Annotated in this window: 19 protein-coding genes; 10 read left to right on the top strand and 9 right to left on the bottom strand. The window is 43.8% G+C overall.

Annotation, left to right across the window (positions count from 1 at the left end; translation table 11 throughout):
• Nucleotides 1-249 precede the first annotated feature (249 nt).
• On the top strand, nucleotides 250-576 hold the full coding sequence (locus tag AB6D80_RS20515) for a hypothetical protein (protein WP_009847438.1): 327 nt from the start codon (nucleotides 250-252) through the stop codon (nucleotides 574-576).
• Nucleotides 577-1059: 483 nt separating this feature from the next.
• Here AB6D80_RS20515 and glyA read toward each other — a convergent pair whose 3' ends face one another.
• Nucleotides 1060-2310 (bottom strand): serine hydroxymethyltransferase, encoded by a 1251-nt coding sequence (gene glyA, locus AB6D80_RS20510; RefSeq protein WP_012604617.1) that lies wholly within the window; start codon nucleotides 2308-2310, stop codon nucleotides 1060-1062.
• A 347-nt stretch (nucleotides 2311-2657) separates the two neighbouring features.
• Between glyA and AB6D80_RS20505 the strand changes: the two genes are divergently transcribed.
• Nucleotides 2658-3260, top strand: a complete 603-nt coding sequence (locus AB6D80_RS20505) for a YitT family protein (protein ID WP_017096802.1) — start codon at nucleotides 2658-2660, stop codon at nucleotides 3258-3260.
• A 206-nt stretch (nucleotides 3261-3466) separates the two neighbouring features.
• On the opposite strand, the gene treC is transcribed toward AB6D80_RS20505, so the two are convergent.
• The 5 genes from treC to gmhB all read right to left on the bottom strand — a co-directional run bounded on the left by treC (nucleotide 3467) and on the right by gmhB (nucleotide 8911).
• A complete protein-coding gene (gene treC, locus AB6D80_RS20500) occupies nucleotides 3467-5152 on the bottom strand; it encodes an alpha,alpha-phosphotrehalase (protein WP_372189442.1) in 1686 nt (561 codons plus the stop codon).
• A gap of 138 nt (nucleotides 5153-5290) precedes the next feature.
• Complete coding sequence (treB, locus tag AB6D80_RS20495) at nucleotides 5291-6715, bottom strand: PTS trehalose transporter subunit IIBC (RefSeq protein ID WP_372189440.1); 1425 nt, start codon at nucleotides 6713-6715, stop codon at nucleotides 5291-5293.
• Nucleotides 6716-6919: 204 nt separating this feature from the next.
• Nucleotides 6920-7864: a trehalose operon repressor TreR gene (gene treR, locus AB6D80_RS20490; protein ID WP_009847445.1), complete on the bottom strand. Its 945-nt coding sequence runs from the start codon at nucleotides 7862-7864 to the stop codon at nucleotides 6920-6922.
• A 90-nt stretch (nucleotides 7865-7954) separates the two neighbouring features.
• Nucleotides 7955-8296 (bottom strand): MliC family protein, encoded by a 342-nt coding sequence (locus tag AB6D80_RS20485; protein WP_102249098.1) that lies wholly within the window; start codon nucleotides 8294-8296, stop codon nucleotides 7955-7957.
• A 63-nt stretch (nucleotides 8297-8359) separates the two neighbouring features.
• Nucleotides 8360-8911 carry a D-glycero-beta-D-manno-heptose 1,7-bisphosphate 7-phosphatase gene (gmhB, locus tag AB6D80_RS20480; RefSeq protein ID WP_012604624.1) on the bottom strand — a complete coding sequence of 184 codons (552 nt, stop codon included), beginning with the start codon at nucleotides 8909-8911 and terminating at the stop codon, nucleotides 8360-8362.
• A gap of 240 nt (nucleotides 8912-9151) precedes the next feature.
• Here gmhB and metN point away from each other — a divergent pair, with 240 nt between their 5' ends.
• The 3 genes from metN (at nucleotide 9152) to AB6D80_RS20465 (ending at nucleotide 11735) form a co-directional block, all read left to right on the top strand.
• Nucleotides 9152-10186 carry a methionine ABC transporter ATP-binding protein MetN gene (gene metN, locus AB6D80_RS20475; RefSeq protein ID WP_372189438.1) on the top strand — a complete coding sequence of 345 codons (1035 nt, stop codon included), beginning with the start codon at nucleotides 9152-9154 and terminating at the stop codon, nucleotides 10184-10186.
• Complete coding sequence (locus tag AB6D80_RS20470; protein ID WP_009847449.1) at nucleotides 10176-10859, top strand: methionine ABC transporter permease; 684 nt, start codon at nucleotides 10176-10178, stop codon at nucleotides 10857-10859. The genes metN and AB6D80_RS20470 overlap by 11 nt, the downstream gene beginning before the upstream one ends.
• A gap of 66 nt (nucleotides 10860-10925) precedes the next feature.
• The gene (locus AB6D80_RS20465; RefSeq protein WP_102249099.1) at nucleotides 10926-11735 is read left to right on the top strand and encodes a MetQ/NlpA family lipoprotein; all 810 of its coding nucleotides are present in this window, start codon (nucleotides 10926-10928) and stop codon (nucleotides 11733-11735) included.
• Between the two features lie 117 nt (nucleotides 11736-11852).
• Here AB6D80_RS20465 and AB6D80_RS20460 read toward each other — a convergent pair whose 3' ends face one another.
• Together AB6D80_RS20460 and syd are read right to left on the bottom strand one after the other, a co-directional pair.
• Nucleotides 11853-12629: a Zn-ribbon-containing protein gene (locus tag AB6D80_RS20460; RefSeq protein ID WP_012604630.1), complete on the bottom strand. Its 777-nt coding sequence runs from the start codon at nucleotides 12627-12629 to the stop codon at nucleotides 11853-11855.
• Nucleotides 12630-12633: 4 nt separating this feature from the next.
• Nucleotides 12634-13179: a SecY-interacting protein gene (gene syd / locus AB6D80_RS20455; protein ID WP_012604631.1), complete on the bottom strand. Its 546-nt coding sequence runs from the start codon at nucleotides 13177-13179 to the stop codon at nucleotides 12634-12636.
• A gap of 131 nt (nucleotides 13180-13310) precedes the next feature.
• Here syd and queF point away from each other — a divergent pair, with 131 nt between their 5' ends.
• The 5 genes from queF (at nucleotide 13311) to xni (ending at nucleotide 20701) form a co-directional block, all read left to right on the top strand.
• On the top strand, nucleotides 13311-14156 hold the full coding sequence (queF, locus tag AB6D80_RS20450; protein ID WP_009847454.1) for an NADPH-dependent 7-cyano-7-deazaguanine reductase QueF: 846 nt from the start codon (nucleotides 13311-13313) through the stop codon (nucleotides 14154-14156).
• A gap of 57 nt (nucleotides 14157-14213) precedes the next feature.
• On the top strand, nucleotides 14214-16472 hold the full coding sequence (locus AB6D80_RS20445) for a tetratricopeptide repeat protein (RefSeq protein ID WP_372030745.1): 2259 nt from the start codon (nucleotides 14214-14216) through the stop codon (nucleotides 16470-16472).
• A 118-nt stretch (nucleotides 16473-16590) separates the two neighbouring features.
• Nucleotides 16591-18156: a diguanylate cyclase domain-containing protein gene (locus tag AB6D80_RS20440; RefSeq protein WP_372189436.1), complete on the top strand. Its 1566-nt coding sequence runs from the start codon at nucleotides 16591-16593 to the stop codon at nucleotides 18154-18156.
• Between the two features lie 262 nt (nucleotides 18157-18418).
• A complete protein-coding gene (ppnN, locus tag AB6D80_RS20435; RefSeq protein WP_371707080.1) occupies nucleotides 18419-19786 on the top strand; it encodes a nucleotide 5'-monophosphate nucleosidase PpnN in 1368 nt (455 codons plus the stop codon).
• Between the two features lie 141 nt (nucleotides 19787-19927).
• Nucleotides 19928-20701: a flap endonuclease Xni gene (xni, locus tag AB6D80_RS20430; RefSeq protein WP_009847458.1), complete on the top strand. Its 774-nt coding sequence runs from the start codon at nucleotides 19928-19930 to the stop codon at nucleotides 20699-20701.
• A gap of 199 nt (nucleotides 20702-20900) precedes the next feature.
• Here the strand turns inward: xni and AB6D80_RS20425 are convergent, their stop codons facing one another.
• The gene (locus tag AB6D80_RS20425) at nucleotides 20901-22931 is read right to left on the bottom strand and encodes a TonB-dependent receptor (RefSeq protein WP_012604635.1); all 2031 of its coding nucleotides are present in this window, start codon (nucleotides 22929-22931) and stop codon (nucleotides 20901-20903) included.
• Nucleotides 22932-23396: the final 465 nt, after the last annotated feature.

Here is a 23396-nt window from a genome sequence, read left to right as displayed (position 1 = left end):
CCCAGCCAAATATCCGTTCAGGTTCAAGCAATAATGCTTATCCGAACGGCATTAAACCTCTGTGTTGGTCTTTTTGTTTCTAGGGCAGGCTAAACACGAATAAACTTATTAGAAATTATCTGGTTGCGCCTATACTTTTATATCCTAGAGTCAGCCAACACTCCTTGAATCAAAGCGTGTTGTTGTATAGGCTACTCCAAACAGCATATAAAACTCATCACCAAATTCGATGATATCGAAGGACTAACAATGAAAAGACTCGGACTTTTAGCCGTTATCGCAGCCGTATTTACCGCAGGTTGTGCTTCAAATACTCAACAAGATAACTTCCGTGAAGCCTCTTTTGAGCTGTGTAATACTGAAGTCGATATCTACTCTGTAAGCCATGATGAACGAGTTCGTATCGTCTGCTCTGACGGCTCTAAATTTGCCTTAAACAGTGAAGATACGCTAGAAATTATGCGCGATATCAACATCGACTATTGTGATGGCGAAGGCTTAGGTAAATTCAACGAAAGCCGTCACTACTACTCTTTCAAGTGTAAGTCAGGCACCCTACTTAGCATTAAAAAGTAGAAGCGACACAACAAGAAAGCGATAAAACAAGAAAGCAATAAAGGGTTGATGTGAAAGCATTAACCCTTTTTAGTACCTGCCTTGCTGTATTCTCAGATAACCTAAATCTCATACCTACAGATACAAAAAAGGCCCCAAAAGGGACCTCTTAAATCAATTTTCAAAGTAGTCGTTTGAAATTCTAGGAGAGCACGCGGAGCTTACGGATGTAAGTGAGCATGCTCGACAACGACTTTATTACTTACAAATACAAAAAAGGCTCCCAACAGGAGCCTTTCAAATCGTATTTTTCAATCAAATAGCTTTAGTTCAAGGAAAAGGCGCGGAGTTTTCAGCACCTTCCCCTAAAACAAAAAGGGACTCAATGAGCCCCTTTAAAAGTACTTTTCAAAGTAGTCGTTTGAAATTCAAGGAGAGCACGCGGAGCTTACGGATGTAAGTGAGCATGCTCGACAACGAAGTTCAAATTACTACGCAGAAAAATTATGCGTAAACAGGTAGACGCTTACAGATATTTAGAACTTTCGCTTTAGTTGCTTCGATAACAGACTCATCACCCATGTTATCTAGGATGTCACACATCCAACCTGCTAGCTCTTTCGCGTCTGCTTCTGAGAAACCGCGACGAGTGATAGAAGGAGAACCGATACGGATACCAGAAGTAACGAATGGGCTACGTGGATCGTTTGGAACTGAGTTCTTGTTAACTGTGATGTTAGCTGAACCTAGTGCTGCATCAGCCTCTTTACCTGTGATGTCTTTGTCGATTAGGTCAACTAGGAACAGGTGGTTCTCTGTAGAACCTGAAACGATGTTGTAACCGCGTGCTAGGAATTCAGCAACCATTGCTTTTGCGTTAGCAACAACGCGAGCTTGGTATTCTTTGAACTCTGGTTCTAGAGCTTCTTTGAACGCTACTGCTTTACCAGCGATAACGTGCATTAGAGGACCGCCTTGGCCGCCTGGGAATACTGCTGAGTTTAGCTTCTTGTAAAGATCTTCACCTTCGTTAGAAAGGATAAGACCACCACGAGGACCAGCAAGCGTTTTGTGCGTTGTTGTTGTAACAACGTGAGCGTGTGGAACTGGGTTCGGGTAAACGCCTGCAGCGATTAGACCCGCAACGTGAGCCATATCTACGAAGAAGTAAGCACCTACTTTGTCAGCGATTTCACGCATGCGCGCCCAATCACAAATTTGAGAGTAAGCAGAGAAACCACCGATGATCATCTTAGGTTTGTGCTCGATAGCTAGCGCTTCCATCTCTTCGTAATCGATTTGACCTGCTTCATCGATACCGTAAGGGATGATGTTGTAAAGCTTACCAGAGAAGTTTACTGGAGAACCGTGAGTTAGGTGACCACCGTGCGCTAGGCTCATGCCTAGAACAGTATCGCCAGCATTCAGTAGTGCCATGTATACAGCGTTGTTTGCTTGAGAACCTGAGTGAGGTTGTACGTTCGCGTATTGAGCGCCAAACAGTTCACATGCACGTTCGATTGCTAGAGTTTCAACTTTATCTACGAACTCACAACCACCGTAGTAACGCTTACCAGGGTAGCCTTCAGCGTATTTGTTTGTAAGTTGAGAACCTTGAGCTTCCATTACACGTGGGCTTGTGTAGTTTTCTGAAGCGATAAGTTCGATGTGCTCTTCCTGACGAAGAGTTTCTTCTTGGATAGCTGCGAATAGGTCCGCATCGTAATCAGCAATGTTCATGTCACGCTTAAGCATCTGTATCTCCTGACTCAGATTGTACTGAAAGTTTCAAAAAAACCACACAACGACCGAAAGCAAACGTTTCCGTCACCGTTTTGATGTGACGCATTCTACATAATTTGATCTAGGTCATAAAGAGCTAATTGCAATTTTATCATGCAGTTTTTTCATAATAACATATAAGATTCATCATGGTTATTAAGCTTATCCAACCAAAGATGACGCTTACTGTCAATTTTACGCTTTACACCCTGTAAAACGCAGATTACATAGGTTTACCTTAATTTTGCCCCTCAAGCTACCGAAAGCTAAGGTTTTTCTCTACTATGCACGCCTTTATTGGTTAGGTAATTATTAAAACGATGGAAAAACACTCACGTAAAGAAGATTGGGTAGCCATTCTCACTGGCACGTTTTTAGTGGCGTTAGGCGTCTTCTTTTTACAGTCAGCGAACCTGCTTACCGGTGGTACTACTGGCTTGGCTCTGCTTTTGAGTCAATTCTTACCTGTAACCTTCGGTATTTTGTACTTTGTGGCCAACTGTCCATTCTATTTATTGGCATGGAAACGATTTGGCCGTAGTTTTGCCATTAGCAGTGCAATTGCTGGTGCGTTAGTTTCTGTGTTTGCCGATCATTTATACCTCGTTATCTCACTAGAAGTTCATAACGAGATCTACTGTGCTGTTGCTGGTGGCCTGTTAATGGGCTTAGGTATGCTTATCCTATTCCGTCATCGCTCGAGCTTGGGTGGCTTCAACGTACTGTGTTTGTTTATCCAAGACCGCTACGGTATCTCAGTAGGAAAAACTCAGATGTGCATTGATGCTTGTATTCTGTTTGCATCGTTCTTCTTTGTATCACCTTGGGTGATTGCCGTATCTGTATTAGGCACCGCAGTATTGAACATCGTATTGGCAATGAACCACAAACCAACTCGCTACTCGGTGAATTACGCGTCTTAGCGTTCATTACCTGCTCTGTCGTTACTGGCACTCGATACGCAAGTTTTTCGCAAGCAAACTCGAGGCACGATTAATCCATACATCAGTAAAACAAAAAGGCTTTGGGAAGCACTCCAAAGCCTTTGTAGAGACCTAATTCTTAAGGGGAATAGAATTAGGCTTATAGAAATAGAAATAGGCTTATAGAAATAGAAATAGAAACAAGGTTAATCTTCAATCAAGAGAATACGAGTCTCGTAAGGTCGCAAAACTTGATGATGAGACGCCACTAAACTCTCGCTCACTTGATAATTAGACAACAAGCTCTTAGCCTTCGCCATCTCAAAACGTTCAGGTAAAACGCATTCAGCCTCTTCACCATAATAGTTATTAATGCACAGTAGAGTTTGCCCTTCACTCTCACGAACATACGCAAATAAAGATGAATGCTCAGGCAATAGATCTTGATAGCTGCCATCCGTAATCACCGGTAGCTGTTTACGTAACTCAATCAAAGCCTTGTAAAAGTAAAATACAGAGTCTTTATCTTCCAACGCTTGCTCGGCGTTGATTTCAGTGTAGTTATTCGCCACATCAAGCCATGGTTGAGCTTGTGAGAATCCGGCGTAAGGCTCACTGTTCCACTGCATTGGCGTACGAGAGTTATCACGAGATTTCTGCGCTAAGATCGCCATCATATCTTGATGAGCCACACCATCACGGTTCACCATGATATCGTACATGTTGGTGCTCTCTACATCACGATACTGGCTGATCTCGGTGTAACCCGGGTTGGTCATGCCAATCTCTTCACCTTGATAGATATAAGGTGTGCCTTGCATCATGTGAACCGAGGCGGCAAGCATCTTGGCTGATTCAACGCGATATTGTTGATCGTTACCTAAGCGGCTCACCACTCGTGGTTGGTCATGGTTACACCAGAATAGTGCGCCCCATCCTTTTCCGTTTAAGCCAGTTTGCCAATGATTGAAGATCGATTTGAGCTGTAAGAAATCAAACGGCGCATTGGTCCACTTTTCACCATTAGTGTAATCAACCTTAAGGTGGTGGAAGTTAAACACCATTGATAGCTCGCTGTTATCAACGTTTGAGTATTGCTGACAATGTTCCAACGTGGTTGAAGACATCTCACCTACGGTTACGCTACCGTATTTTTGGAATACCGCTTCGCTGATCTCTTTCAGGTATTCGTGCACTCGTGGGCCATCGGTATAGAAACGGCGACCATCACCGATATCATCATTTGGGAAATCTTGCTGCTTTGAAATCAGGTTGATTACGTCCAAGCGAAAACCATCGACGCCCTTCTCAGCCCAGAAGCTGATGACATCTTTTACTTCTTCACGTACAACCGGATTCTCCCAGTTAAGGTCGGCCTGTTCTTTCGCAAATAAATGCAGGAAGTATTGCCCAGTGGCCTTATCCATTTCCCATGCATTACCACCGAATTTAGACTGCCAGTTGGTTGGTGCTTGGCCGTTCACAGGGTCTTTCCAGATGTAGTAATCGCGGTATGGGCTGTTTTTGTCACCCAATGCAGACTGAAACCATGCATGCTCTGTTGAAGTATGGTTGACCACAATATCCATCACGATGCGAATGCCACGTTGGTGCGCTTCAGACAATAATAAGTCGAAGTCTTCCATAGTGCCGAATTGAGGGTTAATCGCGTAGTAGTCTGAGATATCGTAACCATTGTCGATCATGGGTGACGCGTAAACTGGGGTTAGCCAAATCGCAGCTACACTCAAATGTTTGAGGTAATCCAGTTTCGAAATGATCCCTTTGATATCGCCAGTACCCTTACTGCCACTGTCGCAGAAGCTCTTTGGGTAGATTTGATAGATGGTCGCGGTTTTCCACCAGCTTTCATCATGTTCAGTCATCGCCATCTCTAACACTCACTTACCAGAAAATATAAAATAAAAATCACCATGCAAATCATGGTCGAATAGCCGTTATAACTGAGAGAAAAAGCTATAACTAAGAGAAAAGCGATGACTCAATTGAATCATCGCTTGTTAAATGCATTACGCGTTGGCGGTTTCTAGCTCGCCTTTCATCTGTGCTCGTTTATAGAAGAACAATGTCAGCGTTATCGGCAGTACAACCGCCACCAGCATCGCGACTAAGTAAATCGACCAATATTGAGGTTGAATCGATAAGATGCCCGGCAAGCCACCAACACCGATACCATTCGCCATCACACCTGCACTACCACAGATTGCAGCCGCTGCGGCACTGCCGATCATTGCGCTCAGCATTGGGAATTTGTATTTAAGGTTGATGCCGTACATCGCTGGTTCCGTCACACCTAAGTACGCAGAGATTGCCGCAGGTACCGAGATGTCTCGTTCGCCTTCGCGCTTACTCAAAATGATGATGCCGACAACCGCTGAAGCTTGTGCAATGTTTGATAGCGCAATCAAAGGCCAGATTGGTGTGCCACCTAAGTCTTGCATCAGTTGTAAGTCCACAGCGTTGGTTGTGTGGTGAATACCCGTAATAACCAAAGGTGCGTATAGGAAGCCAAAGACCACTGAACCAAGAACCGCGAAGTCACCTGTCATTGCCACTTTGGCAGCGAATGCCACACCATCACCCAACATACGACCGAATGGGCCAATAAAGGCGTGAGCCAGAATCACAGACAAGATGATCGAGACAAATGGCACGACAACTAGGTACAGATAAGAGGGTACAATGCGCTTAAGGTTGGTCTCAATGAAAGCCAGAGCCACGCCCGCTAACATCGCAGGGATCACCTGAGCTTGATAACCGACTTTCTCAATCACGAACAAACCAAAGTCCCACACCTCAGGTACCGATTTACCTATCATGTAAGCGTTCATCAATTGTGGGGAAACCAAGGTCACACCGAGCGTGATACCCAAAATAGGGGTTCCGCCGAGTTTCTTAACCGTTGCCCAACACACACCAACTGGTAGGAAGAAGAAGATCGCTTCGCCAATCAACCACAAGAAAGAATGAACGGTAGCCCAGAATTGGCTTATCTCAACCAAGGTTTTGCCGTCGAACATGCGAATGTCGCCAATCACATTACGGAAACCAAGAATCAAACCACCCGTAATAATGGCAGGTAGCAGTGGTACGAAAATTTCGGCTAAATGGGAGATACCACGCTCAAGGAAGTTCATGTTCTGGCGAGCCGCTAGTTTCGCCTCATCTTTTGATGATGCATCTTTACCGGCTTGCTCAATAAGAAGGGCGTACACCTCATCAACCTCGGTGCCAATAACCACTTGAAATTGACCTGCGTTAGTAAAGCAGCCTTTTACCAGCTTAAGCTTCTCCAATTCTGCTTTGTTCGCTTGTTCCGTATCATTCAATACAAAACGCAGTCGAGTCAGACAATGGCTGACACTCGCAATATTCTCTTTGCCACCGACTAACTCGATAAGACGCGCAACGTCTTGCTTCGCTATCTTACTCATACTACCCCACCCTGGTTTCATTCAATTACTCATCTAAACCATGCAGCGATAACCACTCGGATTTAGACTTATGGGAACATTCCCAATCACGATTATTATAATGCCCACATGAATGATAAATTAAAATGGGAACAGTCCCATTAATTGAAAGAGATCACACTCTAATTTTAATCTAAGCGGTTCAATTTCGTTTGATTGAGTGGATTATAGAATAGGTGATTGAGTGTGATGAGAGATCTCTGCATTACCTAAAAGCTGAGAGATCAATAAATTAGCGGCCAACTTACCCGCAGATTGATACCCAGGATCAATACTAAATACTCGCGGGAACAAGAAAGAGAGAAGATCATTGCCACCAACACCGGTCACCACCACATCTTCACGTTGTAGTTCTTGCAGACGTTTGATTACACCAAGAGCCAATGTGTCACTGGCACACACAATCGCTTGAGTTGTAGGAGTCAGTACCTCATCCACCAGCTGATAAGCACTTTCATGATGAAGTTGACCAGTACGATAGTTGGCAATCACTCCAGCGCTTTCACACCAATCTAGATAGGCCTTAAGACGCAGTTCACCGGTTGATTTGTCGCTAGGATCAACGCCAATGAAACCAACCTCAGAGATTTCCTGCTCTGCTAGATGCGTTAACGCACTATTGATCACCTGTTGGTTATCATAGTTAATCGACGTCACGTTCTCGGTATCCAGAGCAATCACCACCGCTTTGTGTTCCCAAGCTTCGATTGCAGGAATATCACAGTCAGTAAAGCCAAACACAATGATGCCATCTACATTGCGACGCTTGAGAACCTGAAGGTGCTCATTGGCTTTTTCTCTATCTAGCTGGCTTTCCATGATCACGACATCATAATCCGCTCGATACAACTCGGCCAGCATCGTACTTACCGCTTTGTTTTCAGAAGGAGAGTCCAGACGAGAGATGATGACACCGATGACTTTTTGACTGCCACCACGCATCGACTGCGCAGACTTCGAAGGCGTGTACCCAGATTCTTGAATTACTCTTTCCACCCTTTCACGGGTTTCAGGTTTTACTTTGGGATCATTGGTCAGAACGCGAGATACGGTAGACTTACCAACACCGGACAGCTTAGCAATATCGAGAATAGTGAGTTTTTTGCTCATAAAAAGTCTGACGTTAAAGGGAAGAGAAAGAAAAAGTGAGGGCGAACTCCCTCACTTAACTGTTTGTAAATCCTAGTAGATAACTATGACCTACTTTCGGCAGTTTTTATAGATAACACGGCCAAGTTCTAGGCGTGCATTGTCACCTTTAGTACGTAAAGTTACGCTATTGATCAGTTCAGAGGTTCCATCATCTAGGATGTACTTCGTTCCTGAACCTGCCGCTATTTGAGTGAGGCGATATTCATTCTCTGGCAAACGTAATACCGCTTTTTCATCACTAAGGTAAGCGACCTTAAATGAAGCGTCAGACTCACATTGATAAGTCACGAATTGATCGTCCGATACTGCGCTCTCAGTCTCAGGAGCTGCTGATTTAGAGCATCCGAATAACGCTACCGTACATAGAGATGCTATCAACAATGCTTTCATACTGCGTTCCTCATCTTTATATAGTGAATAACACTTATATCTAAGTGAAAAAGACTTAGTGTCTTAACCTTTTAAGAATGCTGGTACATCTTTAATACTGTCAAGCACGACACTTGCAAGCGCTTCACCTTTTTCAGTGATTGGCTTACCGGTTCTTACCAGTACTTTAGTGCCAACACCCGCCGCTTCTGCAGCCATCATGTCTTCAGCTTTATCGCCGATCATGACCGAGTTAGCCATATCAATCTTCAGAAAGTCACGCGCAGAAATGAACATGCCTGGCTTTGGCTTACGACATTCACAATCTTGTTTGTAGTCACCAACACCGTGCTCAGCGTGGTGCGGGCAGTAATAAATACCATCTAGCTCAACGCCGTTATCAACAAAGTTCCAATCCATCCACTGCGTTAGAGAAAGAAAACGGTCTTCACTAAACATGCCGCGAGCAATACCAGATTGGTTGGTCACTAACACCAATAAATAACCCATATCTTTAAACGCTTTCGCCGCTTCAAACACACCATCGATGTATTCAAAGTCATGTTCATCATGTACGTAGCCGTGATCAACGTTAATCACACCATCACGATCTAAAAAAACAGCAGGTTTAGACAAAATTCAGTTCTCTATCAACTCTCTATTAATCATTAATTATTACACGCTTTATTTGCTTCATCACTATCTATTTAGTTTTGCGTTCGTTAACGATTTGTTTCTAGTTTAACTTCGCAACTCGCGTTTAGCCGTCTAGACGTAAAAATATCTATTGACTTAGATCATAGAACACCATAGCATCATCTGTAAATCGAGTGAGTCATCAATATATTATTCTGTTCTACCTGCACGGGTTTCTCTATGATTAAAGTGAATCAAGTCAATAAGGTTTTTTATCAAGGCACTAAAGAAATCAATGCCTTAATTGATATCAACCTCCACATACCTCAAGGTCAAATCTTTGGAGTCATCGGCTCTTCAGGTGCAGGCAAAAGTACCCTTATCCGTTGTGTAAACATGTTGGAAGCTCCAACATCAGGTGAAGTGATTGTTGACGGTATCGACCTGACAAAACTCAGCAAATCAGAACTTAGCGAAGCACGCCGTAACATCGGCATGATATTCCAACACTTCAATCTGCTGTCTTCTCGTACTGTATTTAACAATGTAGCACTGCCTTTAGAGCTTGCTGGTAAAGATAAAGCTGCGATTGAAGCGAAAGTGAGTGAACTACTTGAGCTTGTCGGCCTATCGGATAAGCGTGATACCTACCCTGCGAACTTAAGTGGTGGTCAAAAGCAGCGTGTCGCGATTGCTCGTGCGCTAGCTTCAGACCCGAAAGTACTACTGTGTGATGAAGCGACCAGTGCTCTGGATCCAGCAACGACTCAATCTATTCTTGAGCTGCTACGTGAAATCAACCGCAAGCTACACATCACGATCCTACTTATTACGCACGAGATGGACGTAGTTAAGAGCATTTGTCACGAAGTCGCGATCATTGGCGGTGGCGATCTAGTAGAGAAAGGTACAGTTGGCGACATATTCGCACACCCTAAGACAGAGCTAGCACATCAGTTTATTCGCTCAACGCTAGACCTATCTATCCCTGAAGATTATCAAGCGCGTTTGCAAGAAACTCGTGTTAACAGTAGCTACCCATTAGTACGTCTTGAGTTTACTGGTGCAACGGTTGATGCTCCGCTGATGACGCAAATTGCTCGTAAATTCAATATCGATGTCAGCATCTTAAGCTCTGACCTCGATTACGCCGGCGGCGTGAAGTTCGGCATGATGGTCGCTGAGCTGTTCGGTAACGAAGCCGATGATAATGCTGCTATCCAATTCCTACGCGACAACAATGTAAAAGTAGAGGTGCTTGGTTATGTCCTTTAGTTTCAACGAGATTGCTGACTGGATCAGCCTTAACGGCAACCTTCTATTGGAAGCAACAGGCGAGACACTTTACATGGTTGCTGTTGCTGGCATCGTTGGTTTCGCTGTCGGTATTCCATTAGGCGTTATTCTACACACGACTAAAAAAGGTGGCCTGTTAGAGAACACCAAGCTAAACAAAATTCTTGGTGCGGTTGTGAACGTGGGCCGTTCTGTGCCTTTCTTAGTACTGATGGTAGCGATCATCCCTCTCACTAAGATGCTGATTGGTACCTTCATCGGTACAACCGCAGCGATTGTTCCGCTGACGATTGGTGCTATCCCATTCGTAGCTCGACTTATCGAGAGTGCACTACTTGAAGTACCAACAGGTCTAGTGGAAGCAGCTCAGTCAATGGGCGCAACACCCACACAAATCATCAATAAGGTTCTGCTTCCTGAAGCACTGCCGACTATCATCAACTCAGTGACGATTACGCTAGTGACTCTTGTGAGTTACTCGGCAATGGCTGGAACTGTGGGTGGTGGTGGCCTAGGTGATGTCGCGATTCGTTACGGATTTCACCGCTACGATGTGACCATTATGGCAGTAACAGTCGTCATGTTGATTGTGCTAGTACAAATTATTCAATCAATCGGTGATTCATTAGTTCGCCGCGTTGACCACAGATAACGACTTACAGACCAAAATCAAAGTCGTCTGAACCAAATTAAATAGATTTATTAAAAGGAGATTATTATGAAATTTAACCTTAAAGGTTTACTTACTATTGCAGCAGTAGCTTCAGCGCTAGTACTAGCAGGTTGTGGTGATAAAGAAGTCGATACTTCTAAGATCAAAGTTGGCGTAATGGCAGGTGCAGAAGCACAAGTTGCTGAAGTAGCAGCTAAAGTCGCGAAAGAGCAATACGGCCTGGATGTTGAACTGGTCACTTTTACGGATTATGTAACACCTAACGCAGCGCTAGATGATGGTTCTATCGACATCAATGCATTCCAACACACGCCGTACCTAGATCAGCAAGTTGCTGACCGTGGTTACAAGCTAACGGTTGCAGGTAACACTTTTGTTTACCCTATTGCAGGTTACTCTAAAGAAGTTAAATCGGTAGACGAAATCCAAAATGGTGCTCGTATCGCTGTACCAAACGATCCAACAAACCTAGGTCGTTCTCTACTGCTTCTTGAGCAGCAAGGTTTACTTGAACTTCGTGAAGGTGCAGGTCTTCTAGCTACCGTTCGTGACATCGTTGGTAACCCTAAGAACCTAACGATTGTTGAACTAGACGCAGCTCAACTGCCACGTTCTCTTGATGATGTAACTTTATCTATCATCAACACTACTTACGCGAGCTCTATCAACCTGACTCCACAAAAAGACGGCGTATTCGTTGAAGACAAAGATTCTCCATACGTGAACCTAATCGTTTCTCGTGAAGACAACCTAAATGCAGAAAACGTACAAAACTTCGTTAAAGCATATCAAACTGAAGAAGTGTACAACGCAGCTTCTGACATCTTCCAAGGTGGCGTAGTTAAAGGTTGGTAATCAGCTTAAATAGACACTTATAGATACCGAAAGGGGCTGACTCAATGTCAGCCCCTTTTTTAATGATGAAGGTTTGCTAGAAAGTAAAGCTTCTCAGAGTGAATCAAACGAAGTCGATTACTTGAGGTGATCCCAAGAAATGTTGGATACCAGACGGCAATCATCACACTTGAAATAGAAAATATCGTGGATTGGTGCATCAAGCAGCCATTCACCACCACATTGCGGACATTTGCGCTCTTTTTCATCTTTCAGGCTGATCCCACCGACACGATATAAGTAGTAGTAAGTTGGAATCTTAGTCAGAAATTCAATGCGCCCTCTTAGACCCCAACCGCGTTTAAACAGCACACTTTTAGTATCACTGATCTCGGTTAGCGTTGCATGTTCAGCACGGCAACCACCACCCATTTGCACTTCATCACAGGCTTGCCATTCGGTCTGCCATTTCAGTACGGCTTTATGATCGCCATTAAATGTCGGCGGGTTGCGATATAGTGGGATAGGTAACAAGCTATCGCCACTGCGCAGCGGTGAACAGGTATGCACGAACGTCGTGTACAACACTTGCCAGCTCGGCGTTTCATCTTCGGCTACTTCTTCGGAGTTAAGATCTCGGCCAAGCAGACGCATCTTAGGCGCTAATAAACTCGCCGCAGATAAGCGCTCGAAACAGACTTTGACGAAGTCTGAATGATTACGTGGGTGTAAGCTATCTTGCTCCGGACACACAACGCGAACATAGAATTCACCGTCGCCCATCACGATTGGAAACTCACGACCTAACACTTGTCCGTTATAACGAAGTGCATCCATTAAGCCATTAACCGCCTTATCGACAGCGCTTACCGTTGTGTTATCAAAACACTCAAATTGAAGTTCTAGTACGTACATCTATTTATACCGCTGGTTGTAGCTTTTCTAAAAACTCTGCCAATGTCTCGGCTAGTACATCACGATTTTTGGTGCCTAAGCGCTCTAGGATTACGTTACCCGTTAGGTTACAGATAGAGATAACATCCAGTTCAGCATCAGTCGCAGCAATGAAAACCGTTGGTTTTAGCTTCAAACGACGCTGAGTCACTAGGTGACCTAAGATGTTTTCTTGTAGGCATTCGAAATCGTCATCACTCCAAATCTGTAACAAAGTCAGTTCGTTACCATCAAAAGTCGCGTTCATATCCGCACTAAATTGTGCGCCGTAGAAAGTCTTAACGTCTTCATGCAGAGTCAGTTCAATACCCGTTTCAACATTGGTGAAATCTGCGAATTGCTCACGTGGATAGTGTTTCCACAACACGGCATCACCACTCTTTTCTTCTACGCATGGCGATACAATGTCCACCAACTCCTCATTACGAGGTAAGCTTTGGTGTTGCTGCTGCCACGCGTCAACGTATCGCTGACTGAAAGAAAGTAGTGCGTCTTGAGCGCGTTGAGTCATGAAAATCTCCTAAACACAAAATAATAAATAGAATCCGAGCCCTTTCCGTGCCGATTAAGCGATGACTTAATGACAGGGTAATGGGGATTCAGTAAAATCGACCCCATTCTAATCGAATTTGAAACGAAAGTATGAGCAAATATTCTGACGCAAAAGAGCTAGCGGGTTTAACCCTAGGCCAAAAAACTGAGTACTCTAACCAATACGATGCAAGTTTATTGCAACCAGTACCTCGTAGCCTCAATCGTAATGATCTTGCGCTAAACGGAGAGTTACCTTTTGTCGGTCATGATATTTGGACGATGTACGAGCTTTCGTGGCTAAACACCAATGGCTTACCACAAGTGGCTGTTGGTGAAGTGTTCATTCCGGCAACTAGCCAAAATTTGATTGAGTCAAAATCTTTCAAGCTGTACCTAAACAGCTACAACCAAACTCAGTTTGAAAACTGGGATCAAGTCACTGAGCGTCTAACTCAAGATTTGTCAGCATGTGCAGGCGAATCTGTGATTGTGAATGTAAATTCAGTAACCGATTACACCAACCAACCTATCGTGACGATGGAAGGTGACTGTATCGACAATCAAGACATCCAAATCACGAGCTATGATTTTGAAGCGTCACTGCTTGAAGGGGCTGCTGGCGAGCAAGAAGTAGAAGAAACTCTACATAGTCACTTATTGAAGTCAAACTGCTTAATTACCAATCAACCGGATTGGGGCAGCGTAGAGATCGCATATTCCGGAAAGCAAATTGACCGTGAAGCTCTGCTACGCTATTTAGTTTCTTTCCGCGAGCATAACGAATTCCACGAACAATGTGTTGAGCGTATCTTCACTGACATCATGAAATACTGTGCACCATCGAAGCTAACCGTATTTGCACGTTACACGCGTCGTGGCGGTCTGGATATCAATCCATACCGTTCAACTGAGCAAGATAGACCAAGCCACAATAAGCGTATGGCTCGCCAATAATCGGCGTGAACCGCCCAAACTTATTTGAACCTACAAAATCTTTAAAGGGACATTGAAATGCGTTGGTTATACGTTGTTAGTCTATTCATTTTAAGCTTAAGCACATCGGTTAATGCGTCGGTCTATTCGTCGGCGCTCCTCAATGAAGCCAATAACTTGGTTGAGATAGAACCGAGTCAAGCAAAACGAATGGCCAACAGCTACCTAACGCTACGTATCCTTTCAGATCAACGCGAGAAGAGCCCGTCAGCTATTTCTCGTGAAGAGGCCGATTCTTCAATTAGAACCCCAAACAGCAGTATCGATGCGTATAAGATCTTAGCGAAAGCAGAGTTTAATCTGGGCAACATTCGTATTGCGATTCAGCACATCGACAAAGCCTCTGAACTAGCAAAAACCTATAAACTTGAGTATCTAAAGTTGGATCTGGAAATACTCAAAGTTAGGTTACTTTGGCTTACGGACAGAAAATCTGCCCAAGCAGAATCAGAGCTAAAAAAAATAGAAACAAGCTTAGAGTCGGTTAATAAAACCTTACGCCTGACGGAAGGAATTACCTATCGCTTAATCATGTTGAAAGCCGACATTTCCTCTTATAACAACAACGTAGGGGAAGCAGAAAAACTCTATCAAGAAGCAAAAACTTACCTAGAACAGCGTCACTCGGAAAAAGTCGTCATTGATTATCACATCACCGTCGGCGAGTTTTATCTTACCCATAAAGAGTACAACCATGCACTATCTGAGTTATTGTACGGCTACTGGAAATCAGTAGAAGGTAACCTGAGTTCGCGCTTGGCCAAAGTAAACCGCCTACTTGCACAGCTTTTCTTTGAACGCCAAGTATTAGATAAAGCTCTAGAGCACCTGTCTCAAGCTGCTGACTTTTACGATAATTTTGAAAGCTCTCCCATATTAGCGCAAGTACTAAAAAAGATGGGGGATGTGTACTTCAATCAAGGCAAATATAACCTTGCCCTCGTGCACTTTTTCAATGTCCTTGATCATGAGAGTACAGACCGAGACATCTACCAAGTCATTGACATTCGTCTAAGTTTATCTGCGACTTACTTACGACTTTATAACTACCCTCTAGCCGAGCAATACCTAGCACGAGCTCTTGAACTGCTGGAGTATTCCGACATTCCTAAATTGGAAGGCCGCGCTGCACTCTTATCCGCAGGTTTGGCATACCACCTACAAGAAAGCGAAGATGTAATTAAGCATGCGACACGTGCGCTCAAGATTTCGCGTCAGGTAGAAAACATGCGCCTGTCGCAACACTCCTACCACTTGCTCTCTTTAGGTTATGAGCAAGCAGGGCGTCCACAACAAGCGCTAGCAAATCTCAAACAATACAATATCCTTGTCTCTTTGGAACAACAAAAACTCAACCGTGTTGGTGAAGACGCATTCCGCCAACAAAAAGAGTTTGCCGAGCAAACGCTCCACTATGCAGGTCAAGAACAAGAATTAGAGAAATACAAACTTGAGCACCATAAGTTCCAGAAAATATCGTTCGCCTTATTTTTGTTCAGCATTGTCTTGTTCTTCTTTGTGCTACGCCGAGGCTACATCATTCAAACCTTAGTCACGGAAATGGATTCACTGCGTACCGACCTATTTACACACTCACGCTCAAAGCTTCCAAATCTAAGAATGCTGAACGCGAAGCTATCAAATTCTCTAGAACAAACCAGCCAAAACTTCGAACAATGGCAACTTGGTGAGTTGATTCATGAACCACTCAACGACCGTTTACGCTTTGTGATGATAGATTTACCGTTCCTACGCAATATGTACACTCAGAACGGTTATAAAGCAGGTTTAGAGCTCGAAGATGCTTTCGGCGAGTTCCTTAAATCTAAGCTTGAAGGTCCTGCGCGCGTCTACCACTTCTCGGATGCAAACTTGCTTTATATCGAACCAAATGCTGACCGTGATACATCGCCTGAGGCTATGTTCAGAAAGATTCAATCTTGGATTAATCACTTCGAACCAGAGCGAAACATTAATCGAACCGTCCGCATGGGCATCGCTGACTACCCGTTCTTGCCACGCGCTTATACCGCGATTAACGACCAAGAGCTGCTCGATGTACTATTAATGTCGACTAACCTGGCACGTGAAATCAGCCTCAAAGAACGCAGTAGCCAATGGGTTTACCTTAAAGCCATCGACAATGCCCCCGCAGCAAGCCTTGCAACGGGTAACATAAGAGAGGCTTGTAAACATGCGATTAATCAAGGGTTAATAAAGATACAATCCTCACACCAGAATGAGGACAATATCAAAAAAATGCTAAAAGATGACTGATTTGCGAGCGGTTAAACGTCGTAGGTCGTGACCTTATTTTTAGTTTTGTTATTATCAAGGTCACGGAATTTCATCTATACGATCGAGAACGATCTACGCGGCGCTAATTAATACATCTATGGGCATTCTTGAAAAAGACATTCAGGCGCAACTCCACCAGCTGAAATATCAGTTGGATCAAGTCCGCTTGACGCAAAGAGATACCTCGTTCAAATTTATTCGAGAACAAAAAGTTCTCAAGCGTATCGTTGCGTCTTTAAGTGATGCATGTGTTGGCAGCAACACTCATTTAGATGAAAATCTCATTGCCCTTAGGGAAGAGCTCGAAAAGCAAAAAGACATTAGCTCAATGATCCCCAAGTTGGCAGTATTAGAAAGGATGCTCAAGCAAAAAACGTTGGCTATGGATAAACAGAACGGATATCTGGATGATAGTATTAAGCACAGTGGGGAAACGCTGCAGCGTATAACTGGCCTTCCGGCACAGCTAAAGCGCGATCTAAGAAACTTACTTAGCTTCTCCGAGTGTCATGGCAGTCAAAAAGTCGACCATGCGATGAAGCTTCTCAGTATTTATGAGCGTGCCATTAAGATTATGGCAAACAACTCACGCACTCATTTTGCCGACGTAGATCAATCAACTGAACAAGAACTCCTTTCCGAACTATCAAACGAATTACAACACCTGATCACTGAACTCGACTTCGAGGGTGAATCGGGGGATCTACTGACCGATATTCGAGCGAAGCTACTACTTGGTGTTTCAACACAAAACCTACTTGAGCTAGCACTTCAGATCCTCAAACTGGTGATTGATGGCACGAGCCTAGAGCGTAAGCAGTCTGAACAATTTATAGAACAACTCAATTCCTCGCTCGCTTCTAGTATCAAAACAGCAGATCAAAACTCCGACCAGAGCCAAAGCTATTTTGAACATCGCCAAGGTCTTAATTCTGAGTTGAATGAACTTGTTACTAAGAGCCAAAACTCTGTTGATAAAGCAACGGATATTGATAACTTAAAACTTTCGATAAACCCGCTACTCAGTGAAATTGCCTCTCTTTCAGAAAGACTGAATCACGCAGAACAGAAAGAACAAGCTCTAATAGAAAGAATGAGCTACGGAAAAAACCAATTAGATTCGCTCTATGAAGTCACCCAAGATTACCGCAAGCGTCTAGAAGATCAGGCTCAGCGTATGCTGCTTGACCCTCTGACTAAGATCTACAACCGTACCGCCTTCACCGATCGTTTAGAGTTAGAATATCGTCGCTGGATTCGCGCACAACACTCACTAAGAGTCGTGCTGCTAGATATCGATAACTTCAAAGCAATTAACGATAGCTTTGGCTATACCGCTGGTGACAAAGCACTCAAGATCATCGCAAGAGCGATCACCAAAGAAATTGGTACTACCGATACTGTCGCTCGCTTTTCTGGTGAAGAGTTCATCTTACTACTTCCCGAGCAAAGCGATGAATATTGCCATCAAGTGACTCAAAGCATCCAGAATCAAGTCAGCCGCTTACCTTTTAAATTCCGTGACCAACAAATCACAATTACCTTGTGCGCGGCAAGTACTCCGTTTAAAGAGTCAGACACACCTGAAGAAGTATTAGAGCGACTCAATAAAACACTAAACAAAGCCAAACAGCGCGGTAACAACCAACTTGTTTGGGACTAAGACAGCCCTAGATTTAATTTATTTTATTTTTTCAAATACTTATCACATACCATATCCCTCAATGTTTGCTAAGCTAATGATTAACATTCGCTTAACAAGCATTCTTGGCAAGCAATGCTGTATTTAAAAGAGCAACGCTGTAGTAATCGTTTCGTCTGGTTAATTCTCTCGCCTTTAACCAAACACTTTCAACGTTAGCTTCTCATCTCGAACTAAAGGGCCACTTCCAACCTCCCCTAGTTCTTTTCAACAAGGAGGCACTATGATCACTCATATCAGCCCTGCCGGTAGCATGGATTTACTCTCTCAACTTGAAGTTGAGCGTCTTAAGAAAACCGCATCTAGTGATCTGTACCAGCTTTATCGTAACTGTACGTTAGCGGTACTCAACTCGGGTAGCCACACCGACAACTCCAAAGAGCTGCTCGATAAATATCAATCGTTTGATGTTGAGGTCGTCCGTCGTGAGCGCGGGATCAAACTCGAACTAAGCAACCCTCCAGAACATGCCTTTGTGGATGGTGAAATCATCAAGGGTATCCAAGAACACCTATTCTCGGTGCTGCGTGACATTGTCTACGTCAACATGCATCTTGCAGACAACCAAAGACTCAACCTGACTAATGCCACTCATATTACCAACCTTGTGTTTGGTATCTTGAGAAATGCAGGTGCACTTACGCCAGGTATCGAACCTAACCTGATCGTGTGCTGGGGTGGTCATTCAATTAATGCCACTGAATACCAATACACTCGTGAAGTGGGTAATGAACTTGGCCTACGTGAACTAAACATCTGTACCGGTTGTGGACCGGGGGCAATGGAAGGGCCAATGAAAGGAGCTGCAATTGGTCACGCGAAACAGCGCTATACAGACCACCGTTACTTAGGGCTAACTGAACCATCAATCATTGCGGCTGAGCCACCAAACCCGATAGTGAACGAACTGGTGATCATGCCAGATATCGAGAAGCGTCTTGAGGCATTCGTTCGTATGGCGCATGGCATCATTATTTTCCCCGGTGGTCCAGGTACGGCTGAGGAGCTGCTGTATATCTTAGGGATCATGATGCACCCAAATAACGTCGACCAACCAATGCCGATTGTTTTAACAGGTTCAAAAGAGAGTGAAGCTTACTTCCGTTCTATCGACAAGTTCATCGGCGAAACCTTAGGGCCTGATGCGCAAAAACACTATGAGATCGTGATTGATGACCCAGCACGCGCTGCGAAAATCATGAAACAGGCAATGCCAGATGTACGCTCTCACCGTAAAGAGACTGGCGATGCCTACAGCTACAACTGGTCACTGCATATTGAACCTGAGTTCCAACTGCCATTCGACCCTACACATGAATCTATGGCGGCGCTTGATCTGCATATGGATCAGAAAACAGAAAGCCTTGCGGCGAATCTACGTAAAGCCTTCTCTGGAATTGTGGCAGGTAACGTCAAAGCTGAAGGTATTTTGGAGATAGAGAAACATGGCCCCTTCCTGATTGATGGCGACAAAGAGCTGATGACAAAAATGGACCAGCTGCTGAATGACTTTGTTGAACAGCATCGAATGAAACTGCCGGGCGGCACTGACTATGTTCCTTGCTATAAAATTATGCCTAGCAGAGAATAACGGCAAGTAACTGATAACAAGCCACAAGTATAAAGTTAAACAAGTCATGACGTTTACGTCACCAAAGTTTCAACTCACCAAGTGATACGTTACTATAAGGGGCTAGCAGCCCCTTATTTATTGCCTATTTAGTGGAAACTTATGTCTATCCATCTTGTTATTATCGATGCCTTGAACCTCATCCGACGCGTGCACTCTGTTCAGCCGGACCCAACCGATATTGCAAGAACCATCACCACGACTGCTCGTACTCTTAATCGCATCCTAAACGAATCAAAGCCCACTCATATCATTGCAGTATTTGATCATCATTTACAAGATCGAGGTTGGCGCGCGGAAGTCCTTCCCGCTTATAAGCAAAACCGTAAGCCGATGCCAGAACCATTAATGAAAGGTCTCGATGCGATTCAACAAGCTTGGTGGGAATTAGGGATTGATTCACTGCTGTCTGATGGCGATGAAGCGGATGATCTCGTCGCAACATTGGCAAAGAAAGTCGCTGACCACGGAGAAACCGTCACTATCATTTCCACGGATAAGGGCTACTGCCAACTGTTGTCACCAACGCTTCAGATCCGTGATTATTTCCAACACCGTTGGTTAGATAAGCCCTTTATCGAAGCGGAATTTGGCGTAAAGCCAGAGCAACTGGCAGATTACTGGGGATTAACGGGCGTCAGCTCAAGCCAAGTCCCCGGAATTCCAGGTATAGGGCCAAAAGCAGCCAAAGAGATATTAACGACATACCCTGATATCGAAACAGCATTCCTAGCTGAAGACTTACCGAAAAAGTATCGTAAGAAATTCGATGAGCATATCGAGTCGGCTCGCGTATGTAAGCTCGTTTCTGCACTCAAAACAGACATCGATTTAGGTTTTAATCTGCAAGATATTCGCTACGAAGCTGTGTCTTAATCTGACGTCACAAATTCAGTCATTAAAGCTAACCGTTAGAAATAAATCCGCTTATAAATCAACAAATAGAAAATAAATCATTAGAAAGCAGAAAGCCTTAGTCTGAACTAAGGCTTTTTTGTTGTTTCATTTTAAGACGAAACATTGTACTTATACTGATAACTCTCTATTTCTAGAATAACTTTCAGCTAAGAGCAGATTAGAAGCTATAAGCGATAGAAGCTTTAAAGTTACGACCCGCTTCATAGCTGGTGTACTTTTCTGAACCCCAAGAGATACCAAAACCAGTATGCTCAGCGTACTTCTTATCAAGCAGGTTATCGATACCAAGGTTCATCTCTAGGTCTTTAGCAAACGTAGGTGTGTAAGCCGCCCAAATGTTGTGCGTTGCGAAGCCTGAGCGTTTGATCTCTTTGCCTTTTTCGTTCTCGTAATCGTTCCCCGGAACAAAGCGTGAATCCCAACCAAACACAAATTCATTGTTTAGGCTGTAGTTAAAACCGGCCTTAAAGTTATGAATACCGGTTTTATTCATGTGACTTGTCTTGCCGTTTTTCAGGCTCTTTTGCTCACCATCAGAGTAAGAGTGGTTAGCGTAAACACTTAATGCATCTAACTGATAGCTCAATACTGTCTCTACACCCCAAACTTCAACATCATACTTATTAGATAATGTTGCGTTGTTCTTAGTTGGGTGCATTTGGTTATCAAGGTCGTAGGTATAAGCCGTGAAACCTAGAATCGCGTAATCAGCCGCAAGCAAACGTGTTAGCTCATAATCAAAGCCCGCTTCATAGTTATTACCCGTCATCGCCTTCGTATCAGACTGCTTAACTTTGCTTGGGGCTTTCATCGTTAGCGTTTCCGGCAGTGACGCGCCTTTAAACAGACGACCGTAACCCACACGAAGTTTTAGATTTTCCGTTGTTTGGTATTCACCTTTGAACTTTGGAGATAGTTGGTCAAACTCGCCCTTATACACACCACCCAGTTTATGAACGTCGTAACGAAGGCCCGTTGTTAAACGGAAGTCGCTGAACTCGTACATATCTTGCAGATACAGACCATAAGCCGTCACCGTACCACCATCCATGCTGTAGTTCTCGGTTTGACCTTGCTTAGTACCGCTTAGATATACACCTTGACCAGCATCAATCCATTGCTTGGCCTTGTAGCCCTCAAGACCATAAGTAAGCTCATGCTCACCAACCCAAGAAACGTTACGAATGTCGCCGCCAATGGTTGTTACATTGTATTCACGCTTAGGGTAAGACATTTTTCCATCTTTGAACCATTTACCTGCCGGTGTTTTGCCCCAAGCGGTACCTTCAAGAGCATCACGATCCATGTATTGACGGTTGTAGTAAACATTACTTTTCAGATGAACTAGATCACTACCTGCATCGTATTCGTGCTGTAGCGTCACTGTATCGCGATTAAGCGAATGATAGTCGTGTTTATCGTCAGCATACAGAGCACCCGCCTTTTCGCCAGAAAGCTGACGCGTACCACCATCACTGTATCGGTTGAAAGTCAGTTTAAATTCATTGGCATCATTAGGAATGAAAACAACTTTAGCCAAACCCGACTTAAGCTCACCCTGCTTAGAGGTTACCGCTTCTTGATCAGGAATGTGCAGATCGCCATCTTCTGAATAGTTCGCAATACCCATGAACTGTAGCTTGTCGTTCACTTTTGCATACACAGCAACGTTGGTTGCAAAACGCTCATAAGCTGTTTGATAGCTTGTTTTTACTCGAGCACCAACGCTTTCACCCGGCTTAAGAAGATCGCTTGGGTCTTTCGTTTCGTAGCTAAATGAACCATTGATAGCACCAGAACCTGACAGTGCAGAGTTACCACCTAATTCAATTTCAGCTCTTTTTAGCATTGCAGGATCAATCGCTTGGTCACCAGAGTGGTGGAAAAGCTGACCTTCTTGTCGCGCACCATCAATAGTCACTACGGCAAATTTGTCTTCCATACCACGTACAAATACTTTGCGTGAGTAACGTGCGTTCCCGTCAACCGTAACGCTAGGCATAGTATTCAAAACATCTTTGATGTCTGATGCTTGCTTCTTTTCCAGTGTGTCAGAGTTGATTTCAGTCTGAATCAATTGGTCAAGGGCAGAACCGATAACGACTACGGTTTCTGGTTCGTCGGCAGCAAATGCTGTAAATGAGGTTAAGGCAACCGTAACGGCTACTGATAATGCTTTAAGTTTCATAATGCGACTTATATTTTATAGATTTAAGTAAAAGTGCACGAATGGTACACGACACTAATAACAATGTTAATAGTAATAGTTATCATTTACATTCTTTACTTACATTTACTTACTTATAATAAAATACAATTTGATTAGGATGTTCTTGCTGTAATTTACTGCTGAATTTTAAATAAACCCTTCTTCGTTTCATCGCTGAACTAGGTAGCCGTAAGTATCGATAGCTTACGGCTTTTTTGTCTCATATCGACACTAATAGTCGACAATTCGACGACTATCAACCAAGTTGAATTAGTCACATTTACACTTAAATATGACTAAAAAACGCATATAGACCAACCTTTCTAAACTACCCATACGAAGCGATAATCAAACTCATAAACAAACTTCAGATATAAAAAATGCCCCTTAAAGGAGTAATGCCGTTCACTTAAGAGTGAACGGCATTTTTGTTCTTAGCATACC

The sequence above is a fragment of the Vibrio sp. 10N.247.310.17 genome (assembly GCF_041466605.1).
Classification (GTDB): domain Bacteria; phylum Pseudomonadota; class Gammaproteobacteria; order Enterobacterales; family Vibrionaceae; genus Vibrio; species Vibrio tasmaniensis_A.
Note: the sequence above shows the minus strand (reverse complement) of the source record. Positions and strands in the feature narration are given on the sequence as shown.